Annotated in this window: 25 protein-coding genes; 12 read left to right on the top strand and 13 right to left on the bottom strand. The window is 72.5% G+C overall.

The annotated features are described in order from the left end of the window. Positions 1–97 precede the first annotated feature (97 nt). The 5 genes from ABZW14_RS21855 (at position 98) to ABZW14_RS21835 (ending at position 3,867) form a co-directional block, all read left to right on the top strand. Positions 98–703 (top strand): helix-turn-helix domain-containing protein, encoded by a 606-nt coding sequence (locus tag ABZW14_RS21855; RefSeq protein WP_355349602.1) that lies wholly within the window; start codon positions 98–100, stop codon positions 701–703. Continuing rightward, the gene (locus ABZW14_RS21850; protein WP_355349375.1) at positions 703–1,074 is read left to right on the top strand and encodes a hypothetical protein; all 372 of its coding nucleotides are present in this window, start codon (positions 703–705) and stop codon (positions 1,072–1,074) included. The genes ABZW14_RS21855 and ABZW14_RS21850 overlap by 1 nt, the downstream gene beginning before the upstream one ends. Beyond that, positions 1,071–1,991: an ATP-binding cassette domain-containing protein gene (locus ABZW14_RS21845; RefSeq protein ID WP_355349372.1), complete on the top strand. Its 921-nt coding sequence runs from the start codon at positions 1,071–1,073 to the stop codon at positions 1,989–1,991. The genes ABZW14_RS21850 and ABZW14_RS21845 overlap by 4 nt, the downstream gene beginning before the upstream one ends. Next, positions 1,988–2,785 carry an ABC transporter permease gene (locus ABZW14_RS21840; protein ID WP_355349369.1) on the top strand — a complete coding sequence of 266 codons (798 nt, stop codon included), beginning with the start codon at positions 1,988–1,990 and terminating at the stop codon, positions 2,783–2,785. The genes ABZW14_RS21845 and ABZW14_RS21840 overlap by 4 nt, the downstream gene beginning before the upstream one ends. A gap of 119 nt (positions 2,786–2,904) precedes the next feature. Next, on the top strand, positions 2,905–3,867 hold the full coding sequence (locus ABZW14_RS21835; RefSeq protein WP_355349366.1) for an acyltransferase domain-containing protein: 963 nt from the start codon (positions 2,905–2,907) through the stop codon (positions 3,865–3,867). A 4-nt stretch (positions 3,868–3,871) separates the two neighbouring features. Here ABZW14_RS21835 and ABZW14_RS21830 read toward each other — a convergent pair whose 3' ends face one another. The 3 genes from ABZW14_RS21830 to ABZW14_RS21820 form a co-directional block, all read right to left on the bottom strand. After that, entirely contained in the window at positions 3,872–5,425 is a 1,554-nt protein-coding gene (locus ABZW14_RS21830) for a GH25 family lysozyme (protein WP_355349363.1), read from the bottom strand. 117 nt (positions 5,426–5,542) lie between these two features. Then, the gene (locus ABZW14_RS21825; RefSeq protein WP_355349360.1) at positions 5,543–7,093 is read right to left on the bottom strand and encodes a serine/threonine-protein kinase; all 1,551 of its coding nucleotides are present in this window, start codon (positions 7,091–7,093) and stop codon (positions 5,543–5,545) included. 57 nt (positions 7,094–7,150) lie between these two features. Continuing rightward, positions 7,151–7,420 (bottom strand): hypothetical protein, encoded by a 270-nt coding sequence (locus ABZW14_RS21820; RefSeq protein WP_355349357.1) that lies wholly within the window; start codon positions 7,418–7,420, stop codon positions 7,151–7,153. 93 nt (positions 7,421–7,513) lie between these two features. Here ABZW14_RS21820 and ABZW14_RS21815 point away from each other — a divergent pair, with 93 nt between their 5' ends. Both ABZW14_RS21815 and ABZW14_RS21810 read left to right on the top strand, forming a co-directional pair. Beyond that, positions 7,514–7,960, top strand: coding sequence for a hypothetical protein (locus ABZW14_RS21815; protein ID WP_355349354.1), 447 nt, complete (start codon positions 7,514–7,516; stop codon positions 7,958–7,960). Beyond that, positions 7,951–8,871 carry a hypothetical protein gene (locus ABZW14_RS21810; protein ID WP_355349351.1) on the top strand — a complete coding sequence of 307 codons (921 nt, stop codon included), beginning with the start codon at positions 7,951–7,953 and terminating at the stop codon, positions 8,869–8,871. Before ABZW14_RS21815 ends, ABZW14_RS21810 begins: the two co-directional genes overlap by 10 nt. 10 nt (positions 8,872–8,881) lie before the next feature. Here the strand turns inward: ABZW14_RS21810 and ABZW14_RS21805 are convergent, their stop codons facing one another. Further along, entirely contained in the window at positions 8,882–10,825 is a 1,944-nt protein-coding gene (locus ABZW14_RS21805) for a KUP/HAK/KT family potassium transporter (protein WP_355349348.1), read from the bottom strand. Between the two features lie 144 nt (positions 10,826–10,969). Between ABZW14_RS21805 and ABZW14_RS21800 the strand changes: the two genes are divergently transcribed. After that, entirely contained in the window at positions 10,970–12,271 is a 1,302-nt protein-coding gene (locus ABZW14_RS21800; protein ID WP_355349345.1) for an alpha/beta fold hydrolase, read from the top strand. A 24-nt stretch (positions 12,272–12,295) separates the two neighbouring features. On the opposite strand, the gene ABZW14_RS21795 is transcribed toward ABZW14_RS21800, so the two are convergent. Continuing rightward, positions 12,296–13,123 carry a PIG-L family deacetylase gene (locus tag ABZW14_RS21795; RefSeq protein WP_355349342.1) on the bottom strand — a complete coding sequence of 276 codons (828 nt, stop codon included), beginning with the start codon at positions 13,121–13,123 and terminating at the stop codon, positions 12,296–12,298. A 75-nt stretch (positions 13,124–13,198) separates the two neighbouring features. On the opposite strand from ABZW14_RS21795, the gene ABZW14_RS21790 reads away from it, so the two are divergent. After that, the gene (locus ABZW14_RS21790; protein WP_355349339.1) at positions 13,199–13,912 is read left to right on the top strand and encodes a hypothetical protein; all 714 of its coding nucleotides are present in this window, start codon (positions 13,199–13,201) and stop codon (positions 13,910–13,912) included. An 8-nt stretch (positions 13,913–13,920) separates the two neighbouring features. Here the strand turns inward: ABZW14_RS21790 and ABZW14_RS21785 are convergent, their stop codons facing one another. From ABZW14_RS21785 to ABZW14_RS21775, 3 genes are all read right to left on the bottom strand, one after another. Further along, a complete protein-coding gene (locus ABZW14_RS21785; RefSeq protein WP_355349336.1) occupies positions 13,921–15,201 on the bottom strand; it encodes an MFS transporter in 1,281 nt (426 codons plus the stop codon). Positions 15,202–15,322: 121 nt separating this feature from the next. Next, positions 15,323–16,033 (bottom strand): DNA alkylation repair protein, encoded by a 711-nt coding sequence (locus ABZW14_RS21780; RefSeq protein WP_355349333.1) that lies wholly within the window; start codon positions 16,031–16,033, stop codon positions 15,323–15,325. Positions 16,034–16,108: 75 nt separating this feature from the next. Beyond that, the gene (locus tag ABZW14_RS21775) at positions 16,109–16,390 is read right to left on the bottom strand and encodes a hypothetical protein (RefSeq protein WP_355349330.1); all 282 of its coding nucleotides are present in this window, start codon (positions 16,388–16,390) and stop codon (positions 16,109–16,111) included. Between the two features lie 141 nt (positions 16,391–16,531). On the opposite strand from ABZW14_RS21775, the gene ABZW14_RS21770 reads away from it, so the two are divergent. After that, entirely contained in the window at positions 16,532–17,266 is a 735-nt protein-coding gene (locus ABZW14_RS21770) for a VOC family protein (RefSeq protein WP_355349327.1), read from the top strand. An 11-nt stretch (positions 17,267–17,277) separates the two neighbouring features. Here ABZW14_RS21770 and ABZW14_RS21765 read toward each other — a convergent pair whose 3' ends face one another. Then, a complete protein-coding gene (locus tag ABZW14_RS21765) occupies positions 17,278–19,656 on the bottom strand; it encodes a helix-turn-helix domain-containing protein (RefSeq protein WP_355349324.1) in 2,379 nt (792 codons plus the stop codon). Between the two features lie 255 nt (positions 19,657–19,911). On the opposite strand from ABZW14_RS21765, the gene ABZW14_RS21760 reads away from it, so the two are divergent. Both ABZW14_RS21760 and ABZW14_RS21755 read left to right on the top strand, forming a co-directional pair. Further along, a complete protein-coding gene (locus ABZW14_RS21760) occupies positions 19,912–20,313 on the top strand; it encodes a hypothetical protein (protein WP_355349322.1) in 402 nt (133 codons plus the stop codon). A gap of 38 nt (positions 20,314–20,351) precedes the next feature. Next, positions 20,352–21,038: a hypothetical protein gene (locus ABZW14_RS21755; protein ID WP_355349319.1), complete on the top strand. Its 687-nt coding sequence runs from the start codon at positions 20,352–20,354 to the stop codon at positions 21,036–21,038. An 82-nt stretch (positions 21,039–21,120) separates the two neighbouring features. On the opposite strand, the gene ABZW14_RS21750 is transcribed toward ABZW14_RS21755, so the two are convergent. The 4 genes from ABZW14_RS21750 to ABZW14_RS21735 are packed head-to-tail and all read right to left on the bottom strand — an operon-like array spanning position 21,121 to position 24,626. Next, positions 21,121–22,149: an alcohol dehydrogenase catalytic domain-containing protein gene (locus ABZW14_RS21750; RefSeq protein ID WP_355349316.1), complete on the bottom strand. Its 1,029-nt coding sequence runs from the start codon at positions 22,147–22,149 to the stop codon at positions 21,121–21,123. Further along, positions 22,136–22,783 carry a GntR family transcriptional regulator gene (locus tag ABZW14_RS21745; protein ID WP_355349313.1) on the bottom strand — a complete coding sequence of 216 codons (648 nt, stop codon included), beginning with the start codon at positions 22,781–22,783 and terminating at the stop codon, positions 22,136–22,138. Before ABZW14_RS21745 ends, ABZW14_RS21750 begins: the two co-directional genes overlap by 14 nt. Continuing rightward, the gene (locus tag ABZW14_RS21740) at positions 22,780–23,640 is read right to left on the bottom strand and encodes a 2-deoxy-5-keto-D-gluconate 6-phosphate aldolase domain-containing protein (RefSeq protein WP_355349310.1); all 861 of its coding nucleotides are present in this window, start codon (positions 23,638–23,640) and stop codon (positions 22,780–22,782) included. The genes ABZW14_RS21745 and ABZW14_RS21740 overlap by 4 nt, the downstream gene beginning before the upstream one ends. Further along, positions 23,637–24,626, bottom strand: coding sequence for an alcohol dehydrogenase catalytic domain-containing protein (locus ABZW14_RS21735; RefSeq protein WP_355349599.1), 990 nt, complete (start codon positions 24,624–24,626; stop codon positions 23,637–23,639). The genes ABZW14_RS21740 and ABZW14_RS21735 overlap by 4 nt, the downstream gene beginning before the upstream one ends. Between the last annotated feature and the right edge of the window lie 3 nt (positions 24,627–24,629).

Below are 24,629 nucleotides of genomic sequence, written 5' to 3'. Positions count from 1 at the left end.
CCGGACATCCGTCGATGACCAGTCGCCGGCTCGGCCGCAGGAGCGAGAGAGCGCCGCACATTATCGTTCTCGATAGTGATATCGTTGGCGCGTGGAGATGTCGAGGGAACGGTGGGCCGACCTGGCGCTGCATCCGGTGCGCATCCGGATCCTGCGGGCCGTCGCGGGTGCGCGGCTGACCACGCACGACCTGGCGGCGCTGTTGCCGGACGTCCCGCAGGCCACGCTGTACCGGCACCTGGCGACGCTGGTCAAGGCGGGCCTGCTCGAGGTGGTGGACGAGCGCAGGATCCGCGGCGCCTTGGAGCGCGTCTACGCCCTGCCGGCCCACGGTGCGACGGCGGATGCCGCAGCCCTGGCCACCGCGACGCCCGAGGACCACGCCCGTTACTTCACCGCCTTCGTGTCCAGCCTGCTGTCGGAGTTCTCCCGCTACCTGGCCCGTGACCACATCGACTTCGCCGCCGACGGGGTCGGTTACCAGCAGCTCGTGCTCCACCTGACCGACGCGGAGCTGGCCACGTTCGCCGCCGACCTCAACCGGGTCGTCGGCCCGCTGCTGCGTAACGAGCCCGGCAAGGGGAGGGTGCCTCGGCTGCTGGCCACGATCCTGCTGCCGGCCGACCAGCCGGCAGCCCGCGACACCCCACAACAGACGCCGGAACGGGAACAGGGCTCCGGCACGACGGAAGGGAGTGGCTGATGGCATCGGTCACGGTTACCGACGAACTCGTCGACATCCGGTTCACCGGATGGGAGCGGATCTGGACCGGGCGGGAGAGGCTGGCGGTTCCGGTTGACGGGGTGCGGCACGCGGTCCTGGTGGCCGACCCGCTGCGCCTCGCGCGGGGCGGCCGGCGCGGAGTCGTGGTGTCCGGCTACCTCAAGATCGGTGTGTGGGGGTTGTTCGGCGGTCCCCGTCAGCTCGTGGCAGCACGCCGGGGTGAGCCGGGCCTGCACCTCGTCCTGGACCAGGCAGCCACCGGTGGCCGGTTCGACGAGGTCGTGCTCTCCGACCCGGCCGCGCCCCGTGTCGCGGACGCGATCGCACGCGCGATGGCGGCCCGGGCATGAGTGGTGACGGCCTCGCAATCGAGGTCTCGCACCTGACCAAGCGGTACGGCGGGGCCACGGCGGTGCGTGAGCTGACCTTCACCGTCGACGCGGGTGTGGTCACCGGGTTCCTGGGCCCGAACGGCGCCGGCAAGACGACCACCATGCGGATGCTGACCGGCCTCGTGTCGCCCACCTCCGGCACCGCGACGATCGGCGGCCTGCCCTACGCACGGCTGCCGCAGCCGTCCCGCACCGTCGGGGCGGTCTTCGGCGGAAACGCGTTCCACCCCGGCCACACCGCCCGCGACCACCTGCGCGTCTACGCCGCGATGGGAGGCTATCCGGACCGTCGGGTCGCCGCGCTGCTCGATCTGCTCGACCTCGGCGAGGTCGCCGACCGCCGCACTCGCGGATTCTCCACCGGCATGCGGCAACGGCTCACCCTCGCCACCGCGTTGCTCGGCGATCCCCGGGTGCTCCTGCTGGACGAGCCGAGCAACGGCCTGGACCCCGCGGGCCTGCGGTGGCTACGCGGGTTCCTGCGCAGGCTGGCCCACGAGGGACGGACCGTCCTGATCTCCAGCCACGTGCTCAGCGAGATGCAGCAGCTCGTCGACAACCTGGTGGTGATCCGCCGCGGCGAACTCGTCGCCGCCGGGCCATGGTCGCGGCTGGCCGGACCGCCGGCGGTGCTGGTGAGTTCCCCGGACGCCGACCGTCTGGCCGCCGTCCTGCGGGGCGGCCGACCAGACGGCGACGCACCGCAGGTCGAAGCCGTCGGCGACGGTCGGCTCCGGGTGCACGGGCTGGACTCACCGGACGTGGCCGACCTCGCCGCTGCGCACCGGCTGCGGGTGCACGAGCTGGTCACCGATAACACCAGCCTCGAACAACTCTTCCTCCACCTGACCTCCGACAAGGCGGCCATGCCATGAGTCACCTGATCAGAGCCGAGGTCCGCAGGCTGCTCGCCACCCGCATGTGGTGCGGGCTACTGCTCGCCGCCGCACTGCTCGGCGGGGGCATGATGAGCGCCATGGCGCTGGCCGGGCCGGAGAACTTCGACCCACCCATGCCCGGCCTCGACACGGAAACCGGTGTCCGCTCGATCCTGGGTATCCTCGGCTACACCGCCTTCGTGCCGGCCGCCGTCGGCGCCCTCGCCGTCACGTCCGAATACCGGAACGGCACGGCCGCCGTCACGTTCCTGTTCGCGCCGCGTCGATGGCGGGTCCTGGTGGCCAAGCTCAGCGCCTACGGCATCGCCGGGCTGGCGTACGGCCTGATCCTCGCCGGCACGGCAGCCGGGGCGCTCTTCGGGGTCGCCGCCGCCCGGGGCGTCCCGCTCGGCCTTCCGGCCGGCACCGTGCTCGCCCTGCTCGCCCGCATCGGCCTCGCCATGGTCGTGTATCTGCTGATCGGCGTCGGCGTGGGCGCCCTGCTCCGCAACCAGGTCGTGGCCCTCTGCATCGTGATCGGCTACCTGTACCTGGGCGAACCCGTGCTCATGATGATCCCGGGCGTCAACGCGCTGTACCCGGTCCTTCCCGGCGGCGCCACCGCCGCCCTCACCGACTTCACCTACCTCGCCGACGCGATGTCACAACAGCTCGGCAGCACCCCCGTCCAGCTACTGCCACCGGCCGCCGGCGCGCTGCTGCTCACCGGGTACGCACTCGCGGCCGCCCTGATCGCCGTCGTCCTCCCCATGCGCCGCGACCTCACCTGACATTCCCACCGGGCACACAGCGGCGAGGCCGGCCGCGTCCCGCATCCGTACCCGAAAATGCCTCACCGCACGCCCCGACGCCTACCTCGCGGCCCCCGCTGGTCGGTAGGGTCGTCCGCGTGGATCTGGACGACACCGCCGCCCGGCTCGGGGTACCCGTCGAGGAGGTCGACCGCGTACACCGGCTCGCCGGCGACCGGCCGTCGGCTCCGCTGCCCGCCAGGGCCGACGTGCCGTCGATCCTCGACCGGCTGGCGGTACGGCCGGACGACGCCGCCGAGATCATGGCAGGCTGGCCCGACGCCGGTTCCGCGCTGTGGACGCCGGAGCTGCGCTGGCTGCTCGACCGCTCGATCGCCCTGGTCCGTGCCGATCTCGGGGGCCACGGCTGGCTGCCGCCCGGTCCGGCGCTGCCACGCGACCGGGGCCCCGCCTGGCGCCACCTCTACGTGTACGCGTACCTGGCACTGGTCGATGTCGTCCGCGGGTACCACCGCGACCACGGCGTCCCCGATGCCGTGTCGTGGGCGACCCTCGCGGACCTGGGCCGCAACCTCGCGATCGACCGGCGGATGCACCGCGAGGGCTGGCCGGTCATGCAGAGCTGGCTGACCCTGCACACGCGCGGCGGCCTCTACGAGCTGGGCCGGCTGCAGCACCAGCGCGGCGACAGCAACGCCATCGACCTGCACATCCCCGACTCGGGGCCGTTGACCCCGGAGGCGGTCGAGGCGTCGCTCGACGAGGCTCGCGCGTTCTTCCCGCGCCACTTTCCCGACGAGCGCTACACGGCCTTCGCCTGCGGCTCGTGGCTGCTCGACCCGCAGCTGCTGGAACATCTGCCCGGGGACTCCAACATCGCCCGGTTCCAGCGGAGGTTCGAGCTGGAGCCCTACGAGGAGCCGGAAGGGCTGGACGGCGACGTCGAGGTGCTGCGCTTCGTGTTCCGCACCCTGACCACGCCGCTGGACCAGCTGCCGCGCCGCACCGTGCTCCAGCGCGCGGTCGTCGACCACCTGAAGGCCGGTCGTCACTTCCAGTGGCGCCGCGGCCGCTTCCCGATCGACCCTGGAGAGTCGTAGGCGGTCAGCCGGTCATCGGGACGAACTTCTCCCAGGGGCCGATGGCGGTGCGGTTGGCGATCAGGGGTTTGGTGCCGGCGCTTTCCGCGGTGACGTACCGGTTGTTGGCGTTGGACAGCAGGCTGGTCGTGCCGTCGGTGTTGGTGATGACGCGGAACTTCTCCCAGGGGCCGACGGCGGTGCGGTTGGCGATCAGCGGTGCGGTGCCGGCGCTTTCCGCGGTGACGTACCGGCCGTTGATCCGGGCGCGGAACGCCACGAACCCGCCGCCCGCGTCGATCTGGTCGAACTGCTGCGCCGGACCGGTCATGGTCCCGGTGGCGATCAGGGCCGAGGCGCCGCCGCCGGCTGCCGTGACGAAGCGGAGGTTCGCGACGGCGAGCAGGCTGACCGGGGCCGGCGGCGTGACGACCCGGAACTTCTCCCAGGGGCCGATGGCGGTGCGGTTGGCGATCAGGGGTTTGGTGCCGGCGCTTTCCGCGGTGACGTACCGGTTGTCGGCGTTGGACAGCAGGCTGGTCGTGCCGTCGGTGTTGGTGATGACGCGGAACTTCTCCCAGGGGCCGACGGCGGTGCGGTTGGCGATCAGCGGTGCGGCGCCGGCGCTTTCCGCGGTGACGTACCGGCCGTTGATCCGGGCGCGGAACGCCACGAACCCTCCGCCCGCGTCGATCCGGTCGAACTGCTCCCACGGACCGAGCACGGTGCGGTTGGCGATCAGCGCTGAGGAACCGGCGTTCTCCGCGGTCACGTAACGGTTGTTGACGGTCGCCAGCAGGCTGGTCGCGGGGCCGCCGAGCAGCCGGGCCAGCGCGGCGTGATCGCCGTTGAAGACGTCCAGGTCGGGTGTGGGGAAGTCGGAGCCCGGAACGGAGGCGCCCGCGGCGTGCTGCCACATCGTGAAGGACGCCCAGCCGGCCGGCAACGGCGGCGGGTTCTGGGAGTAGTTCGCGATGAACAGCGGGTTCGCCGCGAAGCTCTGGCTGCTGCCCGTGCAGGGATTCCACCAGTTCATGTTGGTGTAGATCATGGCCTGCCGGCCGGTGCGCACGGCGATCTCGGTGACGAAGTCCCGGACCCAGGCCACCAGTTGGGCGGGGGTCATGTTGTAGCAGTCGTCGAGGCCCCAGTCGGACCGGGGCCACTCGATGTCCAGCATCGGCGGGAGGCTGCGGCCGTCGGCGACGTACGGGGCGAAGCCGAGCAGGACGTCCGCCTGCTGCCTGCCGCTGCTCAGGTCGGGGCGGGCACGGTGGTACGCCCCGGTGTACAGGCCATTGGCCCGGGCGCCGGCAGAGTTGGTGGCGTAGTAGGGGTCGGGATTGTTGTGCGGAACCGCGCGGCCGTCCTGCTCGCTGACCCGGATGTAGGCGAACTTCGCGCCGCCCCGGGCCATCGCGGCCCAGTCGAGCGATGGTCCCTGAAAGTAGGACACGTCGACGCCGGTGATCGAGTAACCGCTCGGGGTCGGCAGCGCCCGGGCCGGCGAGGCGACCCCGGTCAGCCCCACGAATCCCAACGCCGCGCCCAGCAGCACAGCCAGACCTCTGCGTACCATGGCCCGCCTCCAGACACCAGCCAAGGCGCTACGCCGCGTCCGTACCGAGCGTAGGCGCGTCGCGGACGTACAGGCATGGGCCGCTCGTCCATAGCTGCAGGTGAAAGGGCCGAAGGTCTAGTCGTCGCCCTTCTTCTTGCCGCCCTTCTTGCCGTCCCCGCCCGTGCCGTTCCCGCCCTTCCTGCCGTCCTCCGTGGCGCCGGAGCGGGGAGTGGGCCGGCTGGTCTGCCCGGCCACGGCGAACGAGCTGCGGCATGGCGTGTCGTTCAGCCGGAACTGGCCGGGCAGGGAGGTGGCCTCCCGGTAGGTCACCGCCACGGTGGCGGTGACGGTCCGCCGGGGCGGCAGGTCGCCGATGGCCGCCTGCACCGAGTCGCCGCTCTGCCGCCACGTGCCGGGTGAGCCCTGCACGAGGCGTTGCCGGTCGGGGAGGCTGAAGGCCAGTCGGGCGCCGCCGATCGGCACCGTCCCGGTGTTGGTGACGGTGACCCGGCTGGAGGACCGGCCGTTCGCGACCCGGTCGAGGGCGTAGCGGACGCTGCACTCCGGCTTGCGCTGACCGATGCCGACGACGGCGGCCGGGGTTCGCATCGGGGCGGGGTCTTCACCGGACGACCCACCGGACGACAGCGCGACGGCGGTCCCGCCGGCCAGCAGCGTCGTGGCGACCGCACCGGCGACGGCCGCCCGCCTCCTCGGCGGAAGTCCTCGCCAGCCCGCGAGCGGCACGGCGACGAGCGGCGATGCGGCGAGGCCGGCGGCCACCGGGCCGAGGGACGGCACCCAGAGACGGGTCGGGGTGGGCTCGCTGGTGTCCGCGGAGTCGGGGAGCAGGAGAGTGGTCGCCGGCACCCCGGCGGCGGCACCGAGGACGGAGGCCACTTCGGCCGCCGGCGGGCGCTCGGCCGGATCCTTGGTCAGACACCGCCGGCACAGGTCGCCGACGGCGTCGGGCAGGTCGGGGAGGTCCGGCAACGCGGCCGGCTCCCGGTAGCGATGGGCGGTCAGCATCTGGGTGGTGGTGGAGGCCCGCCAGGGCAGCCGGCCGGCCAGGGCCCGGTAGAGCAGCAGCCCGAGGGCGTACACGTCGGTGGCCGGTTGCACCGCGCCTCGCTCCAGCCGCTCCGGGGCCAGGTACGCGGGGGTGCCCAGCAGCCCCTCGGACAGCCCGTCCGGGTCACCGGAGGTCGCCGAGATGCCGAAGTCGACAAGTTTCACCCCGGCGCCCGCCACCATCACGTTGCCGGGCTTGACGTCCCGGTGCACGATGCCCCGACGGTGGGCGGCGGCCAGTGCCGCGGCGACCTGGGCGCAGACCAGCGCCGCCACCCGCCAGGGCAGCGGACCGCCACTGAGCAGCTGAGCCAGCGAGCGGCCCTCGACGACCTCCATGACCACGTACGGCACCGGCGGACCGTCGCCGTCGGCGGCTTCGCCGTAGTCGTACACCTCGACGATGTTGGGGTGGCGCAGCCGCGCGGCGGACCGGGCCTCGGCGCGGATCCGGTGCAGCAACTGCGGGTCGGCCGCCAGCTCCGGAGAGAGCAGTTTCACCGCCACGTCGCGCCCGAGCACCTCGTCGTGGGCACGCCAGATCACCGACATGCCGCCGGCTCCCAGGCGGTCCAGCAGCCGGTAGCGGCCGTCCAGCATCGACCCGGCGTCCATCAACTCAACGTGCCCAGGCCGGCGCCGGAGAAAACACCGCCGGCGGCAGGACGGCTGCTACTCGGCGCCGACCGAGAGGAAGGGGGCCGGGTAGCGGATCATGGGCGCGTCCGGCTCGCCGCAGGCGAGAACGAGGTCCGGGCTGCCGCCGGAGGGTGAAGCCACTGCACCCGGTTCCCGGTGGCTGACGTCGGTCGTCACGAGGACGTTCACGCGCTGCACGCCGCGGTCGGTCTCGGTCACGAGTCCGCTCGTGACGACGACGGTGACCGAAGTGTTCTCGCCCCGGTCCGGCGGCGGTTCGCCGGCGACGGGCTCCGCCGTCATGTCGCCGGTCATTCTCCTGGTGTGCCCCCTGTGCGAGCTGTGACCGTGGTGGCCGGAGGGATCAGCCTCCATGGATGTGCGGGAGGGGACATCGTGAGGACAGGAATGCTCAAGCGGCTCGGGCTGGCCGCCGGTCTCGCAGGCGTCGGCGTCGCCGGGAGTCTGATCGCGGCGGCGCCGGCGTCGGCTGGGCCGTACTGCGACCCGGGCAACCACTGCGTCTTCGTGGCCGGGCTGGGCAGCGCGCGGCATTCGTACTTCAACAGTGACAGCAACTTCACCGACGACTACTTCACCGGCACCAGCGTGGTCGTCAGCGACAACGTGTGGTCGGCCAGCAACTCCAGCACCGGCGGCTACGAGAGCCACTACTACTACGACATCAACTACGGTGGCGGCCTCGTGTTCTGCGTCAACCCGGGCAGCTCGGTCAACGCCTCCCAGCTGTCGGACGACGGCATCAACGGCAACTGGGTCGGTCAGCGAGACGAGGTGAGCTCGCTGCGCCTGCGGCCTGCCACTTCGATCCGGTGCTTCTGACCGGCGACGGGCGGGGCTCGTCCGGCGGCCGGCGGTCGCCGGGCGGGCGGCTCGCCCGTACCGTGTTGCTCGTTCTCCTTGTCGCGAACGCCGGGTGGGCTCTCGGGGCGTCGGCCGCCCCGGCCGATAATGCCGATCGGCCGGAGCCGGCGCTCGCGCAGCTGCGCACGACGCCACCGATCTACCGGCTGGTCTACACGCGTAGCAGTGCGGACGAGCGCATCGACACCGCCCAGCAGCGTCTCGTCGGCCTCTGCATGGGCAGGCTGGGCTTCACCTACACCGCCCCACCGCCGGCAGCGGCGGGTCAACCGGCAGAGGGTCCGCGCCCGTTCGGCCTGGAGTCGCTCGACTCGCCCGACACCGGCGAGGCCCCAGCCGTACGGGAGGAGCAGCGGCCGGATGCGGCGGCCTACACCCGGGCGCTCTACGGTGACCCGAAGAAGCGCCTGGTGGGCAGGGGGAAGTGGCTGTCCGCGTCCCGACCGGGGGCCGGGTGCCTCGCCGAGGCCGAGCAGCGGCTGATGGGTGACGCGCGGCAGCGGTGGATCCAGTTGCGGGTCCTGCTGTTCGAGGCGGAGCAGCGGTCCCGGGACCTTCTCGATCGGGACGCCGAGTTCCAGGCGGCGAACCGCGAGTGGCAGCGGTGCATGCAGCGGACCGGCATCACCGCGTCGGATCCGTTGCGGCTGCTGGCGGCGCTGCCCGCCGGATCCGATGTACGCACGCACCCGGCGACCCGGGCGGACACGCGGTGCAAGACGAGCACCGGGTACCTCCGGATCGCGTACACCCGGCTCGCCGTGGTCCAGACCGAGGTGCTCGGCGCCGATCCCTCGATCGTCCGGGACTGGCGCCGCATTCTGGCGCGCCAGGATGCGGCGGCCCGGGCGGCACTCGGCGACCGCTGATCCCGATCGATCAGACCGCGACCTCGGCGCTGAGGACGATGGTGCGTTCCTCGGGCAGGTGGAGGAACTCGGTGTGGCTGGCGGCGTTGTGGGCGAGGGCGATGAACAGGCGCTTGCGCCAGACGGCCATGCCGGGCCGGCGGGTGCACCGCAGCGTGATCCGTGAGACGAAGTAGGAGACCTGGTCCAGGTCGAGGCTGACGCCCTTGGCGAGCGGGTGGGCGGCCGCCCGCCGGAGCACCTCGGGGAAGTCGGTGGGGTCCTGGAAGCCGAAGAGGGCGTCGATGTGGATGATGCCGTCGTTCGGGTCGCCGAGGTCGTCGATGGTGAGGCGTTTGTCCCAGGGGAGGTGCGGGACGTTGGCGGTACGACCCGTGATGATCACGATTCGCTCGTGCCGGACGTGGAAGTGCGCGACGTTCGCGCGCAGCGCCAGGGGCGTCGTCTCCTTGTTCGGATGGGGGAACACCGCGGTGCCCGGCACCCACGGGATGTTCGTGGTGTGCAGGGTGTCGATGAACTCGGCGAGTGGCCCTTCCCGTTCGATCCGCCGGGCGGTCACCAGCTCGGCTCCGCGCCGCCACGTCAGCAGGACCGTGAACAGGGCGCCCGCGATGAGCAGCGTCAGCCAACCGCCGTGGGTGACCTTGGCCAGGTTCGCCGTGAAGAAGGTCAGCTCGATGCTGCCGAAGACGACGCCGAACACCCACAGCCGCCAGGTGGGCCAGCGCCAGCGCGCTCGCGCGACGACCAGGAACAGGGTCGTGGTGATCATGAAGGTGCCGGTGACCGCCACCCCGTAGGCGGCAGCGAGGTTCGTGGACGAGCCGAACGCGAACACCACCACCAGGACCGCCACGAACAGGCCCCAGTTCACCCCCGGGGCGTAGATCTGCCCGTACTGGTGGCGCGAGGTCTGCCGGATGCGCAGGTGCGGCAGGAAGCCCAGCCGCATGGCCTCCCGGGACACCGAGAACGCGCCGGAGATCACCGCCTGGGACGCGATCACCGTGGCCACGGTGGCCAGGACGACCATGGGCAGCTGTGCCCACTCCGGGAGCAGCAGGAAGAACGGATTCGCCCGGCTCTCCGGCGTCGCGAGGATCAGTGCGCCCTGGCCGAGATAGTTCAGCGTCAGCGCGGGGAAGACGACGCCGAACCAGGCCCGGCGGATCGGGGCGCGGCCGAAGTGCCCCATGTCGGCGTAGAGCGCCTCCGCGCCGGTGATCGACAGCACCACGGCGCCCATCGCGATGAACGCGATGACCGGGTGCTCGACCACGAACAGGACCGCGTACGTCGGCGACAGCCCGGCCAGGACGCTCGGGTGCCGGATCACCTCGGCGGCGCCGGCCACGCCCAGGCAGGTGAACCAGAGCAGCATGACCGGCCCGAACAGGGCGCCGACCCGTCCGGTGCCCCAGCGCTGGATGGCGAACAGCAGGGTGAGGACCACCGCCGACGCCGGCAGCACGACCACCTTCCACGTCGGGGAGATCACCTCCAGCCCCTCCACCGCGGACAGCACCGAGATCGCCGGGGTGATCACACTGTCGCCGTAGAAGAGGGCCGCGCCCAGCGCCCCGAGCGACAGCACCGTGGCGGCGCGCCGTGCACTGATCTTGAGCAGCGCCCGTCGGGCGAGGGCGGCCAGGGCCATCACCCCGCCCTCGCCGTCGTTGTCGGCCCGCAGGATGAAGATGACGTACTTGACCGACACGATCAGGATGATCGACCAGAAGACCCACGAGATCACCCCGTACACGTCCGGGGCGTCCGGGGTCAGGTTGCGGTCGAGGGTGAAGACCGTCTTCAGGGCGTACAGCGGGCTCGTGCCGATGTCGCCGTAGACCACCCCCAGGGCGCCCAGCAACAGGCCCAGCCCCGCGGCGGGGCGACCCGCCGGCTGGTCGTCACCTGCCCCGGGCTGCTCGTCGCCCGCACGCTCCGCCATCCCATAGGCATACCAACTCCCGGCCCCTTCCACCGCGGGACCTGCGAACCTTGGTCCTGGCGCCGGGCGCCCGGCGGCCGGTGGCGCGCCGTGGCACGCCGATAATCGACCGCAGCGCCCCGCACCTCGTTCGAAAGGGAACCCGTGCCGACCCACCGCCAACCGGGCACCGTCATCACCGACCACACCTTCCGGGTACCCCTCGACCACGCAAACCCGGCCGGCGAGCGAATCGAGGTGTACGCCCGCGAGGTCGTGGCCGCCCGCCGGGATCGGGAGCCGCTGCCCTGGCTGCTGTTCCTGCAGGGAGGGCCGGGTGGCCGGTCACCGCGCCCGGTGGGCCGCGACGGCTGGCTGAACCGGGCGTTGGACGACTACCGGGTGCTGCTGCTGGACCAGCGCGGCACCGGCCGCTCCACGCCCGTCGACCGGCACACGCTGCCGCTGCGTGGCGACGCGGCCGCGCAGGCGCGCTACCTGGCGCACTTCCGGGCCGACTCGATCGTCCGGGACTGCGAGCTGATCCGCCGGGAACTGCTCGGTGAGGCCGGGCGGTGGAGCCTGCTGGGGCAGAGCTACGGCGGGTTCTGCACCCTCACCTACCTGTCGTACGCGCCCGAGGGTCTCCGCGAGGCCTTCGTGACCGGGGGCCTCCCGGGCCTGCGCAGCACGCCCGAGGCCGTCTACCGGGCCGCCTACCCCCGGGTGCAGCGCAAGGTCGAGGCGCACTACGCCCGCTACCCGGAGGACGCCGAGACGGTCCGCGCCGTCGTGCGGCGACTGCGGGAGCAGGAGGTACGGCTGCCCGGCGGCGGGCTGCTGACCGCCGAGGCGTTCCAGGCGCTCGGCATCATGCTGGGCACCGGCAGCGGGTCCCACACGCTGCACTACCTGCTCGAGGACAGCCTCCTGCCCGGCCACCCGTTCTCCGACCCGTTCCTCGCCCAGGTCGAGAGCCACCTCTCGTTCGCCGGCCGCCCGCTCTACGCCGTCCTGCACGAGTCGATCTACGGTCAGCGGTCGGCGTCCCCGCACGGCACCGGATGGGCGGCCCAGTCGGTACGCGCCGAGTTCCCGCGGTTCGACGCCGACCGGGCCCTGGCCGAGGGCGCCCCGGTGCTGCTGACCGGCGAGATGATCTATCCGTGGATGTTCGCCACCGACCCGGCCCTGGCCCCGCTGGCCGAGGCGGCGGAGCTGCTCGCCCAGCGGGCGGACTGGCCCGACCTCTACGAGCCGGACCAACTGGCGCGCAACGACGTCCCCGTGGCCGCCGCCGTTTACCACGACGACATGTACGTCGACACCGACGACTCGCTCGCCACGGCCCGCTCGGTGCGCCGCCTGCGCACCTGGGTCACCGACGAGTACGAGCACGACGGCCTCCGGATCAGCGAGGGTCGCGTCCTGGACCGGCTGATCCGGCTGGTCCGCGGCGAGCTGTGAGGCCCTCGTGCCGGCTTCCCGGGCTCAGCGCAGGCCGGCGAACAGGTCGTCCTCGCGCTCCGGCGCGCCGGTGGTGTCGTGGACCCGGACGAAGGTCTCCACGCCCATCAGCTCGGTGAAGCGCTCCTGACCCAGCTGAAGGAAGAAGATGTTCTCCGCCTGGCTGGCGTGCGCGGCCAGCGACTCGAACTTCTGCGCCCCGTAGGCGCTGGTGTCCACCCAGGTGGTGATCTCGTCGTCGGGCAGGCCGAGCGGGGGCATCTCGTCCGACCCGTCCGGCTCGGGGAACTCGACGCCGATCTCCTTCATGACGCGGCCGAACTCCTGGAACGCGCTGCGGGGCACGGTGGTCCAGTAGACCTTCGCGGGGATGCCGGTCCGCTCGACGGCGGCCATGGTGATGCGGTGCGCCTGGATGTGGTCCGGGTGGCCGTAGAAGCCGTTCTCGTCGTAGGTGACGACGACGTCGGGCCGGTAGCGCCGGATCAACTCGGCCAGCCGGTCGGCCGCCTCCGCCACGGGCGTGTTCCAGAACGCTTCGGGCAGGTCGTTGGTCGCCCAGCCCATCATCCCGGAGTCGGCGTAGCCGAGCGTCTCCAGGTGCGTGACCTTCAGCGCCTCGCAACTGGCCACCAGCTCGGCCTGGCGCATCGCCACCACGGCCTGCGGGTCGTGCCCCGGGTCGCCCGGCTTGACCCCGCCGGGCCCGTCGCCGCAGCCCCCGTCGGTGCAGGTCACGAGCACCGTCGTGACCCCCTCCGCGGCATAGCGGGCGAGGATGCCGCCGGTGCTCGTCGCCTCGTCGTCGGGGTGCGCGTGCACCGCCATCAGGGTCAGGGATCGGTCCGCCACCCCATCACCATACGAGAGAGGTCCGACGCACTAGCATTGCCGCGGTCCGGGACGGCTCTGCTGAAACGAGGCGACATGCGTTGGCTCCAGCGGTTGCTGGGTGGCGGGCGGGTCCAGCTCGATCCGGAGCGGCAGCAGGCGCTGCTGCGGGAGGTCCGGCACCGGTACGGCGCCCACGCGCGGATCCGGTTCCCCGACCAGGTCGAGGCGGTCACCCGGGAGCTGGACGGCGACGACGGCCTGGTGGTGGCGACCCGGATCGTGATCGAGGTCGCCGACCAGGCCCACGCGGACCTGCTGGCCCAGGCCCACGACGTGCACCGGCGGACGGGGCGCCGGCTTCTGGTGCACCGCCGGAACTACCGGCCGCTGTGGAAGGAGGCCGGCCACGCGCTGCGGTGGCCACTGTTCGCGCTGCCGGGCGGCTTCCACCCGTACGCCCAGGTGGCCGGGGCTGTCACGGTGGTCGGCGGACGGGCGGCCCGGCTCGACCGAGTGACCGACCCGATCCCGCTCGTGACCGGCGTGTTCGAGCTGCTCGACCTCACCACCGCCGGCTGGGAGTACGGGCGGGTACGCGTCGACACCGACGCCGCCGCCCTGGCCGCCCGGCTCATCTCGACCGCCGGGCGGGTCCTCGCGACCATGGAGGATCCTCCCCGGCTGCCACCGGCCGTCCGCGAGCTGATGCGCCGCAACAACACCGTCGACGTGCACGACCCGAGCGGTCCGCGAGTGGTCGACGCCATCAACCTGGGAGCCAGGATGCGGGAGACGCTGCTGGCCTGAGGGCTTGCTCAGCCGTTCCCGGCCCTGGCTCCGGGCGATACGCCCGCCGGTGGTCGGGCCGAGGTGGGGCCGGTCACCGGGGCGCGATCCGGGCGGCGGGGCAGCAGCAGCGGACTGGCGAGGATCAGCAGCCCGGCGACCGTGATCGCGGTGCGCGGGCTGGTGGCCCCGGCGAGCAGGCCGCCGAGCGCGCTGAGGACGGCGATGCAGGCGTTGCTGCTGATCGACCAGGCCGACAGGGTGCGGGCGACGCGGTCCGTGGGGGTGTGTTCGAGCCGGTAGGTGGCGAGCACCGGGTTGTACAGGCTCATGCTGATGATGATCGCCACCTCGACGGCGATCACCGTCACGAGACCGGCGATGCCGGGCGGGACGAAGGCGAGGCCGATGAGCCAGACCGCGCGCAGCGTGCCGACCGTGCGGAGGATCCGGTGCCGGCCGTACCGGGCCACGACGCGGCGGGCGAGGCGTGAGCCGATGAGCCCACCGACGCAGGGTGCGGCGAAGGCGAGGCCGTACTGCCAGGGCGGGAACCCCAGCTCGCCGAGGAGGAGCACGGCCAGCAGCGGCTCGGTGGCCATGATCAGTCCGCTGACGAGCAGCTGGTTGAGGTAGAGCGGGCGCAGGCCGGGATGGGTCAAAAGGTGCCGCCAGCCGTCGAGCAGCTCGCCGGCGCGGACGCGGCGCCGGTCGGCTCGCCGCGGGGGTTCCTCCCGGTCGCGAATCGCCGTGAGGCCCAGCGCGGAGAGCAGGTAGCTGAGCGCGTCGGCCACCACGGTGGTCACCGGCCCGAACAGGCCGACGGCCGCGCCGCCCAGCGGCGGGCCGACGGCGATGGAGCTCCACGTGGTCGACTCGAACCTCGCGTTGGCCACGAGCAGGTCGTCCGGCCGGACGATGGCCTTGAGGTAGGCGCCGCTGGCCGCCTGAAAGGTGATCTTGGCGGCGGCGACCGCGGCCGAGACGATCAGCAACTGGACGAAGCTGAGCCGGCCGGCGGCGTAGGCGACCGGGATCGTCATCATGACCGCGAAGCGGGCCAGGTCCATCGCGATCATGACCGGGCGCTTACGGCGAAACTCCACCCACGGCCCGAGCGGCAACGCGATGAGGGCGCCTACGGCCGGTCCCACCGCCGACAGCGCGGACACCTGAGCGGGGCTGGCGTCCAGCACCAGCAGAGCGATCAGCGGGATCGCGCCGAACCCCAACGCGGAGCCGTAGGCGCTGACCGCGTAGGCCGCCCAGAGCCATCCGAACCGCCGACCCAGGGACCGTCTGGCCACCACGCTCCGCACCTCCTCAGACCACCTGCCGTTGGCCCCGGTGATCGAAGCAGGGTCGCGATTGCGAGACAAACAACCGCCCTGGTGGCGAGCCCCAACCGTGAGTTGTGCGGACCGGGACCGGTCAGATCGCGCCGGACAGGTACTCCCGTCGGCGCTGCGGCTCGAACTTCTCGATGGCGTAGCGCAGCATGACGCGCGGCATGGCCCGGTAGTGCCGGGCAAGGAACTCCTCCTCCGCCGCCCGGTCCCGGTTGCCGACCTCGCGCAGCATCCAGCCCACCGCCTTGTGCACGAGATCGTGCGGGTCACCCAGCAGGCGCTCGGCGAGGCGGAAGGTCCACGAGAAGTCGCCGGCCCTGATGAAGGCGAACGTCGCCATGACCGCGATGCGCCGGTCCCACACCAGGTCCGACCCGGCCAACCGATCCAGGACGCCCCGGTCCCGGTCCAGCAGCCAGGGGCCGACGATGTACGGAGCGGACGAGTCCACCAGGTCCCAGTTGTTGATGTGGCCCGTGCTGGCCAGGACGATGCGGAAGATCCGGCCCCGCTCCTCCTCGTCGCCCCTGGCGAACTTCCGCACCAGGATGAACAGCGCCGTCAGCCGCACCTCGTGCACGGCATCGGTCAGCAGCTCCGCCGCCTCGGTCAGGGACAGGTCGCGCCAGTACCGGGCGGCCACCCTGCGCTGCTCCGGCACGGAGACACCGATGGCCCGGTCGCCCTCGCCGTACCCGCCGGGGGTCATCTGGAGGAACCGGCTCAGCCCCTCGGCCCGCCGCGGGTCCGCGAGGCCGGCGAGCGCGTGCCGGATGTCGGCGGTCGTGGCCATGACCGTGCAAGCTACCTCAGGCGGCCTCGTCCCGATGTTCGAGCCACTGGCGTACCGCCGTGAGGTCCGTGCCGGTCAGGCCGAGGTGCGGGTCGACGCGGTGCAGCAGCGCCGAGCGACCACCTCGTTCGCCTCCGCCATCCAGGTGCTCGCCCAGACCAGCTCGCCCGACAGGGCGAGCAGGCGCCGGCCGTCGAGGGGATCGAGTCGCTCCAGCAGTGGATTGCCGGAGTCGTCGGGAGCATCCGGCAGGTCGCCGCTCGACCGGCGAGTCGTTCCGGTCGAGCGGGCCCGGAGCGGGATGAGCACGCCGTCGATGTCGACGAAGATCAGCGGTCGTGCGGCACCGGCGGACATCGCCGCACCGTACCGCTGTTCGAGGGTGCCCGGGGGCCTCGTGGGCGCCGAATACTCGGCTGCGGGTGAGGCGGGCTCACCCTAGGCTGCCGGTCAGCCGGCGGGCGATGCGTTCGGCAGCGATCGGTCAGCGGATCGGAGATGAGCAGAGGGATGACCTGTCAACTGTTCGCCTTGAGCTTCGACGCGAACCAGCCTCGGCGCCTCGCGGAGTTCTGGTCCGGGTTCCTCGGCCGGGACATGGCCGATGACCCGGAGGACGGCTTCGTGCTCCTGCCCGGTGACGACACCGGGTTCCGGATCCGCTTCCTGCCGACCGAGCGGCCGAAGGTCGGCCAGAACCGGGTCCACTTCGATCTGACCAGCGAGTCGCTGGAGGACCAGCGGCACAAGGTGGCCCGGGCGCTCGAACTCGGCGGGCGGCACATCGACATCGGCCAGGATCCCGAGGACGACCATGTGGTGCTCGCCGATCCCGAGGGCAACGAGTTCTGCGTCATCGGCCCGGGCAACAAGTTCCTTGCCGGCTGCGGGTTCATCGGAGCGGTGTCCTGCGACGGTTCGCAGGACGTCGGCTACTTCTGGAGCGAGGCGCTGGGGTGGCCGCTGGTCTGGGACCAGGATCAGGAGACGGCGATCCAGTCTCCGCTCGGTGGGTCGAAGATCTCGTGGGGTGGTCCACCGTTCATGCCGATGACCGGCAAGCAGCGACTGCACTTCGACCTCGCCCCGCCGGCCGACGGCGACCAGCAGGCCGAGGTCGACCGGCTGCTCTCCCTCGGGGCCAAGCGGATCGACATCGGCCAGGGTGACGTGAGCTGGGTGGTGCTGGCCGACCCCGACGGCAACGAGTTCTGCGTGCTGACGCCCCGGTAGCGCTTCACCCGCTAGGGCCACACCACCGGCGAGAACCGCCGTGTGCGCACGGCGCCTCGTGGGCGCCGGGACGCCACGGCCCGCCGGCGCCGGTCGGCGGGGCGCCCGGCGGCGGCCCCCGGAACCTCGCAGGGGGGATCGCTGTCGGCGCGGGCGAGCCGGTGCCGGACCCGGGCCGTCTCCGGGTGATGCAGCTCGGCCAGGATCCACGCGGCGCGCTGCCAGTGCCTCCGCGCGGCGGCCCGGTCGCCCGAGTCCCACCGGTTGTCACCCCGGTGCACCAGCGCCTCGGCCTGGAAGTAGCGGTCGCCGAGGTCGACGAAGAGCGTGAGCGCGTGCCGGAAGCAGTGGTCGGCGGCCTCCCGGTGACCGAGTTCGGCGTAGGCGCAGCCGAGACTGTCCCAGGCGCTCGCCTCGCCGTGCCGCTCCCCGAAGCGCCGCAGCAGCACGAGCGCGGTCCGGATCTGCCGCATCGCCCGGGGTACGTGTCCGGCCAGCAGGTTGAGCCAGCCCGCGCCGTTCAGCACCTCCGCGCGGGCACTGGTGTTCCCCACGGCGCCGAAGATCGCGGCGGAACGCCGACTGCGGTCGAGGGCGGCACGCAGGTCGTTCCGCTTCTCGGCGGCGACCGACAGCCCGTGGTGTGCGCGGGCCCGGCCACTCTGGTCGCCGAGTTCGGCGGCGAGGCGCAGCGCCCGGCGCAGCGCGGCCTCCGCCGCGTCCGGCCGGCCGAGCCGCAGGTAGGCGCGGCTCAGGCCCCGATAGGCGTACGACATGCCGAGCCGGTCGCCGTCGGCCGTGGCGGCCCGCAGGGCGATCCGGTGGGCGGTGAGCTGGTCGGCCCAGTGGCCGCCCCGGGACAGGAACGCGGTCAGGACCCAGGCGAGCTGCCAGGCCACGGTCGCGAGACCGTGCGCCTCCGCCAGGCGTACCGTCGCCAGGAGGGTGGGATGGTGTGCCACGAACCAGTGCCGCGCGTCCTCGGCCGTTGCCGGCGGCAGCACCGCGGTGCCCGCCGCGGGTGCCCGCACCGCGGGCAGCTCCCGTCGTGGTTCCAGCAGCCGGGCGCCGGCGATCGCCGTGTGCAGGTAATGGTCGCAGAGGCGCCGCAGCCCCGCGTGCCGGTCGTCGGCGCGAACCAGTTCGGCGGCGTACGCGGCGATCAGATCGTGCTGGTGGTAGCGGGCGTCGGCCTGCTCGGTGAGCAGGTTGGCCTGGTGGAGTTCGGTGAGCAGCGGGTGGGCCCGGTCGACGGGGACGCCCGCGAGGCTGGCGGCGGCGACCGCGGTGGCCGGGCCCGGGTGCAGGCCGAGCAGGCGGAACAGTCGAGCGGCCGGCTCGCTGAGGAGCTGGTACGAGCCGTCCAGGCAGGACCGGAGATCCGTGGCGCTGTCGCGACTGGCGAACCCGTCCAGGCGGTTCCCCGTCCCGGTCAGCTCCCGGGCGATCTCCCGCAGCGGCATCGACACCCGGCTGGTGATCCGGGCGGCCGCCACCGTGAGGGCGAGCGGCAGGCCACCGCAGGCGCCGGTGATCATGTCGAGGGCGACCGAGTCGGCCGCCCGCGCCGGTGGGCCGGTCCGTCCGGCCAGCAGTTGCCGGGACGCCTCGGGGGTGAGCGGGCCCAGCTCGACCGAGTGGGCGGCGTTGCCGGCGACCAGCCCGAGCATCCGGTCCCGGCTCGTGACCAGCACCAGGCAGCCCGGCCCGCCGAGCAGCAGGGGACGGACCTGCTCGCTGTCGTGTGCGTTGTCGAGGACCAGCAGCATCCTCCGGTCGATGAGCAGGCTGCGGAGCAGACCGGTGCGCCCGATGTCGTCGGCCGGCATCGACGGTGCGGGCACGCCGAGCGCGTCGAGGAAGGCCGCCGACGCCAGCCCCGTCGCCAGCGGTGGCTGCCGCGGGTCGAATCCGCGCAGGTCCACGAATAGCTGGCCGTCGGGGAACCGGTCCCGGACCCGGTGGGCCCAGTGCACGGCGAGGCTGGTCTTCCCGATGCCCGCCGGTCCGACGACCACGATCGTCGTGGCGGCCCGGGCCCGCCGGCCGGCCACGAGGTGGTCCAGCCGGCCGAGCGGGTCGCCGCGCCCCACCAGGTCGATGTCGGCCGGCAACTGGGCCGGCACGGGTCGCAGTGGTGACGCCACCGGGTTGCCCGGGAACGCCGCGGCCGGCTCCCCGCCGAGGGCGTAGAACCGCTGCCGCTGGGTGGGCGTGAGGCCGAGGGCGTCGGCGAGCATCCGGACGGTCTGTTGCCGGGGCGTACGCACCTGGCCGATCTCGATGGCCCGCAGGTTCCGGACGCTCAACCCGGCCCGTTCCGCGAGTTCCTCCTGCGAGAGGTTCAGGGCCCGCCGGTGGGCACGCAGGGCGTCGCCGATCATGTGCATCCGCGTCTCCGCCTCGGGCATCCTCCGGCCGATGTCGCCGGTCGATCTCCTGTGAACCCGAGGGTACGTGGACATCGGCGCACATCGAAGTCCACGGCGCCGATCCGGTGCCATGAGTCGGGATCAGGACACGTCCGGCCGGTCGCCGGTCAACCGCCGGTCAAGCTCCTGTCGCCGCCGACCGGGCGCCTGCCATCGTGGCTTCCGGGCCGATCCGATCCGGCCCGATCCCCTTCGGAGACAGGAGGTAACAGCATGCGCGGAGGCACCTCGCAGCGCGCGAAGCGCACGGCCCGGCTCGTGTCCGCCGGGCTCCTCGCAGGCACCATGATCGCGGCTTCCGGGTTCGCGGCCACCCCGGCGCACGCCGGCTCGGCATACGGCTGCACGTATCCCCGGGTCTGCTTCTGGACCACCGGCAGCCCGTACAACAGCAACCCGCCCACGGCGTCCTTCCAGGACACCTACTACCAGACGCTCGGTTCGCGGAGCCGGGGCGCGGACTGGGTCTTCAACAGCCGGAACGACGACGGCGCCAAGATCTACTACGCGGACGGCAACTGGGTCTGCATCCAGCCGGACGAACTCATGTACCTCGAGCCGTACGGCTACGCGGTCGCCATCGACATCATGGACTCGCCCTACTGCTCCTACTGACGGGGAGGGCACTCGTGAGACTTCACACGGGAGGAACGATGCTCCGGAACATCCTGCGCGGCGGCCTCGCCGCGGCGGTCGTCCTGAGCGGCCTGCTGTTCCCCGCCGCGGTCCACGCCGCTTCGCCCGGCGCCGGCTCGGCGGCGGTGCCCAGGCCGGTGCTGGTTCCCGCCGGCACGGGTTCGCCGGAGCTGGAACGCCAGCGGCAGGCCACGGCGAGGGCGGCGGCGGCAGTGTCGGGGCAGGTGACGACGGCGGCCCTGGCGCATCCGGAACCGTGCTGGCAGAACGTCTCGTTCAAGCGGTATGGCCTGACGAAGTACGTGTCGATGGAGTTGCAGTACACGGGCGACCGGCAGTACGAGCTGCGGGCGCGTTCCGCCTCGGTCGGTCCCTGGGAGCTGTTCACCCTCTGCCGCGACCCGTACAGCGAGGTGACCACCATCCGGTCGCAGAGCAACCACAACTACGTGTCGGTCGAGGAGGCGTACCAGGGCACGATCTACGCCATGCTGCGGGCCCGGACGGGCGAGGTCAACCTCGGTCCCTGGGAGCTCTTCTACAGCGACATCGAGCCGGGGCAGGGCCACTGCGGCCAGATCCGGGCCAATTCGAACGGGCTCTTCGTCGCGGCGGAGGAGGACTACACGGGCGCGTCGCAGGGCATGCTCCGCGCCCGGACGAAGGCGTCGCAGATCGGCACCTGGGAAACCTTCTGCTACTGAACCGGCGCCTGCGCGCCCGCCGCCCAAAGGGGAGGCGGGCGCGCGGCGGCGCACCCTGCCGGGGCCCTGGTGCCGGGACCGATCAGCCCTGTGCGGCGGAGATTCCGTGCGGGGCGATGAACACCTTGTCGGCCGCGCCGGTCCGCTGCGCCTCCAGGGCCTCCGGCAGCTGGTCCAGGCCGTAGAACGCCGGACGCAGGCGGTCCAGGCCCAGGGTCGGCAGCATCTGCACCGCGCGGTGGTGGGTGTACGGGTTGATCACCGCACCGACGAGCGTCAGCTCCCGCGCGAAGATCTCGTTGGGGCGTACCCGGGCCTCGTCGTCGGGCCGGGCCACCCCGAAGACGAGGATGCGGCCGCCCCGCGACGCCACGGTGATCGCCGACTCCAGGATCCGGCCGGATCCGACCGCGTCGATCACGTGCGGGAAGCCGAGCCCGTCGGTCAGTGCGACGGCCTCGTCCAGCGACGCCGGGTCGAGGGCCGTGTCGGCACCCATGCGCAGCGCGGCCGCCCGCCGGTCGGCGCGCGGGTCCAGCACCACCACCGGTGCGAGGCCGCGGGCCTTGGCGAGGGCCGCCATCATGGCCCCGGCCGGCCCGGCGCCGAAGATGAGGATCGGCAGCCCGGAGCGCGGGTCGAGCTGGTCCATGCCGTGCAGGCAACAGGCGAGCGGCTCGGTCAACGCCCCGATCCACGGCGGCGTCGCATCCGGCAGCCGGTACGCGATCCGGGCCGGCACCACCATGCGCTCGGTCATGCCGCCGTCGAGCTTCACGCCGTACCCCCGCTTGCCGTCGCAGAGGTGCTCCTGGCCGAGCCGGCAGTACGTGCACCGGGTGCAGTAGTCGTGGGGTTCGACGGTGACCAGGTCGCCCTCGGTGAGACCGTCGACCGCCGCACCCACCTCGGTGATCCGGCCGCACACCTCGTGACCGAGCACGACCTGCGGCGCGGCCGCGAAGCTGCCGGCGACGATGTGGCTGTCGGTGCCGCAGACACCCACCGCGAGGGGTGCGATCGCCACCTCCTGCGGGCCGAGCGGCGCCGGTTCGGACCGGAGCAGCCGTACGTCGCCGGTGCCGAAGAAACGGGCCTCAGTCAGCAGCACGCAGCAACTCCTTCAGTCGGCGGATGTGGGCGCGTGCGGCCTCCTCGGCGGCCACCGCGTCGCCGGAACCGATGGCCTCGAAGATGGCCTGGTGGTCATGGACGGCCTGGACCATCCCACCGGTCAGGCTGGTCGAGCGCATCGCCACGAGGACGCGGCTCTGGACGCTGTCGAGCATCCGGGCCAGCACCGGGCTCTGCGCCGCCTGCCGGATCTCCCGGTGGAACGCCGCGTCCAGCTCGATGTGGCGGGCGAAGTCGCCCTGCTCGGCGACGGTGCGGTGCTCGGTGAGCAGCGCGAGCAGGCTGCGCCGCAGGGAGGCGTCGTACTTCTCCGTCGCCAGCCGGGCCACCGCGCCTTCCAGGACCTCGCGGGCCTCGTACAGGCTCACCAGTTCGGCCCGGCTGATGCGGGCGACCTCCGCGCCGCGGTTCATCGTCTCGGCGACCAGGTTCTCCTGCACGAGGCGGATCACCGCGTCCCGGACGGGGCTGCGGCTGACATGGAACTCCTCGGCGAGGGCCGGGACGCTCAACCGCGAGCCCGGCCGCAACTCGCCGGAGATGATCCGGTCGCGGAGCGTCTTGTAGAGCACCTCGCCGACGCGCTGGTCGGCCTGAAGAGAGCTGGTCACTGGAGGAACGTCCCTGCGAAGTGGCGGTAGTTGGCAGCGACCGCCGCGATCGCCTCGGGCCGCGTCAGGTCACCGGTCAGAAGTCCGCGCAGCGAGTCCCACCAGATGCTACGGCCGATGGCGAAGCCCGTGAACCCGTTGGCGGCGGCGTCGGTGAGCCAACCGTCGAGTGTGGCCCGTGGGGCGTTCGCGCCCAGCAGAATGCACTCGCCGCCGGTCTGGGCGGCGAGGTCGGCGGCCGTCCGGTAGTGCTCCGGCGCGCCGAGGTGCTCCAGCTTCCAGACGTCGACGGGCACCTCCTCAACGATCTCCGCCATCGCCCGGTGGATGAGCCCCGGCCGCACCTCGGTGTCGAAGACCTCGCCCGGGATGCTCCGCTGATCGGGCGTCGGCGGCACGAGCAGCTCGAAGAGGAACCGGCCGCCGGAGTCGCGCACCGCCTGCGAGACCTTGGCCAGCCGGGACCGCTGCTCGCGGTTGTCCGCCGCCGAACCCTCGACGTTGTAGCGGACCAGCACCTTGGGGAACTCGGGACGGAAGTGGGCGAGGAATCCCGGCAGGTCGGCCGGTTCGGTCTCGTACACGTCGCAGCCGCCGCGCTCGACCGGCATGCTCAGCGTCACCCGGTTGGCCCGGGCCCGCTCGGGCACGCCGGCGCCGAGCTGATCGTCGACCAGGATGCCGGCGTGGGCGGCCAGGCGAGGCTCGGCGTCGAGGGCGGCGAGCAGTCCTTCGAGGACCATGTGCTTGCCGTCGGTGATCGCTGCGCGCTCGCCGGGCAGCGCGGTGGTGGTGTGCCCGTAGAGGGCCTGGGTGAGCCAGGGACGCTGGTCGACGGCGAGGATCAACAGGCTCACGGGGTTACCTCCGACACGGAATGGGCGTCCGCCGACACGATGCAGGGCTTGACGTAGTCGCCGGCCACGAAGCGGGCGAACGCCTCGGGCAGCTCGGGCAGGGTGAGGGGCTTGACGATCAGGTCGCGCAGCGACGCGCCCATGACGCGCAGCAGGTCCCAGTTCGCCTCGACCTCGTTGACGGGAAAGTAAAAGGACCGGACGGTGTAGCAGTCGGTCCGCCGCCAGCGCGGCGTGGCGGGCATGGTGTACGGCTCGTTCGACTCGCCGAGCGCGACGACCGTGCCGCCGGGCCGGACCACCCGCTGTGCCGTCTCCCGGGCCGCGTTCGCGCCGCTGACCTCGACGACCATGTCGTACCGGTTCTCGGCGGACAGGTCACCGGCGGGCGTCGCGCCGAGCGCGGTCGCGGCATCGAGACGGGTGGGGTTGGGGTCGAAGGCGTCCACGGCGAGCCCCATGGCCCGGGCGACGGCGACGACACCGAGGCCGAGCGGGCCGGCGCCGACGACCAGCGCGCGCTCCACCGAGTCCTGGGTACGCAGGGCCAGCCTCAGGGCGTGTGCGGCGGTGCCCACCGTGTCGAGCCCGAGGACCGCGACGGACAGCGGGATGTCGTCCGGCACGGGCAGAACGCACCGCGCCGGGACGTCCACGTGCTCGGCGAAACCGCCGTCCCGCTGCCAGCCGACCAGCTGAGACAGGTGCAGGCACTGGTTGGTGCGGCCGGCCGTGCAACGCACACACGTGCCGCAGAAGACCGGGATGTAGACGATGCCGCGCGTACCCTCGGGCAGCGCACCACCCACGACCGTACCCCCGATCTCGTGGCCCGGGACGACGGTCGAACCGCTCTGCAGCAGCCGCTTGTCCGACCCGCAGAGCGCACAGACGTCGACCCGCAGCCGCACGTCGCCCTCCGCGACGTCGCCGAGCGTGACCTTCTCGAAGGTGATCTCCCCGTTGCCCTGGAAGCGGGCCCGCATGGA

The organism is Micromonospora sp. NPDC004551 (assembly GCF_040609975.1).
Taxonomy (GTDB): domain Bacteria; phylum Actinomycetota; class Actinomycetes; order Mycobacteriales; family Micromonosporaceae; genus Micromonospora.
The sequence above is the reverse complement of the archived record's forward strand: the minus strand, read 5'-3'. Positions and strand labels throughout refer to the sequence as shown.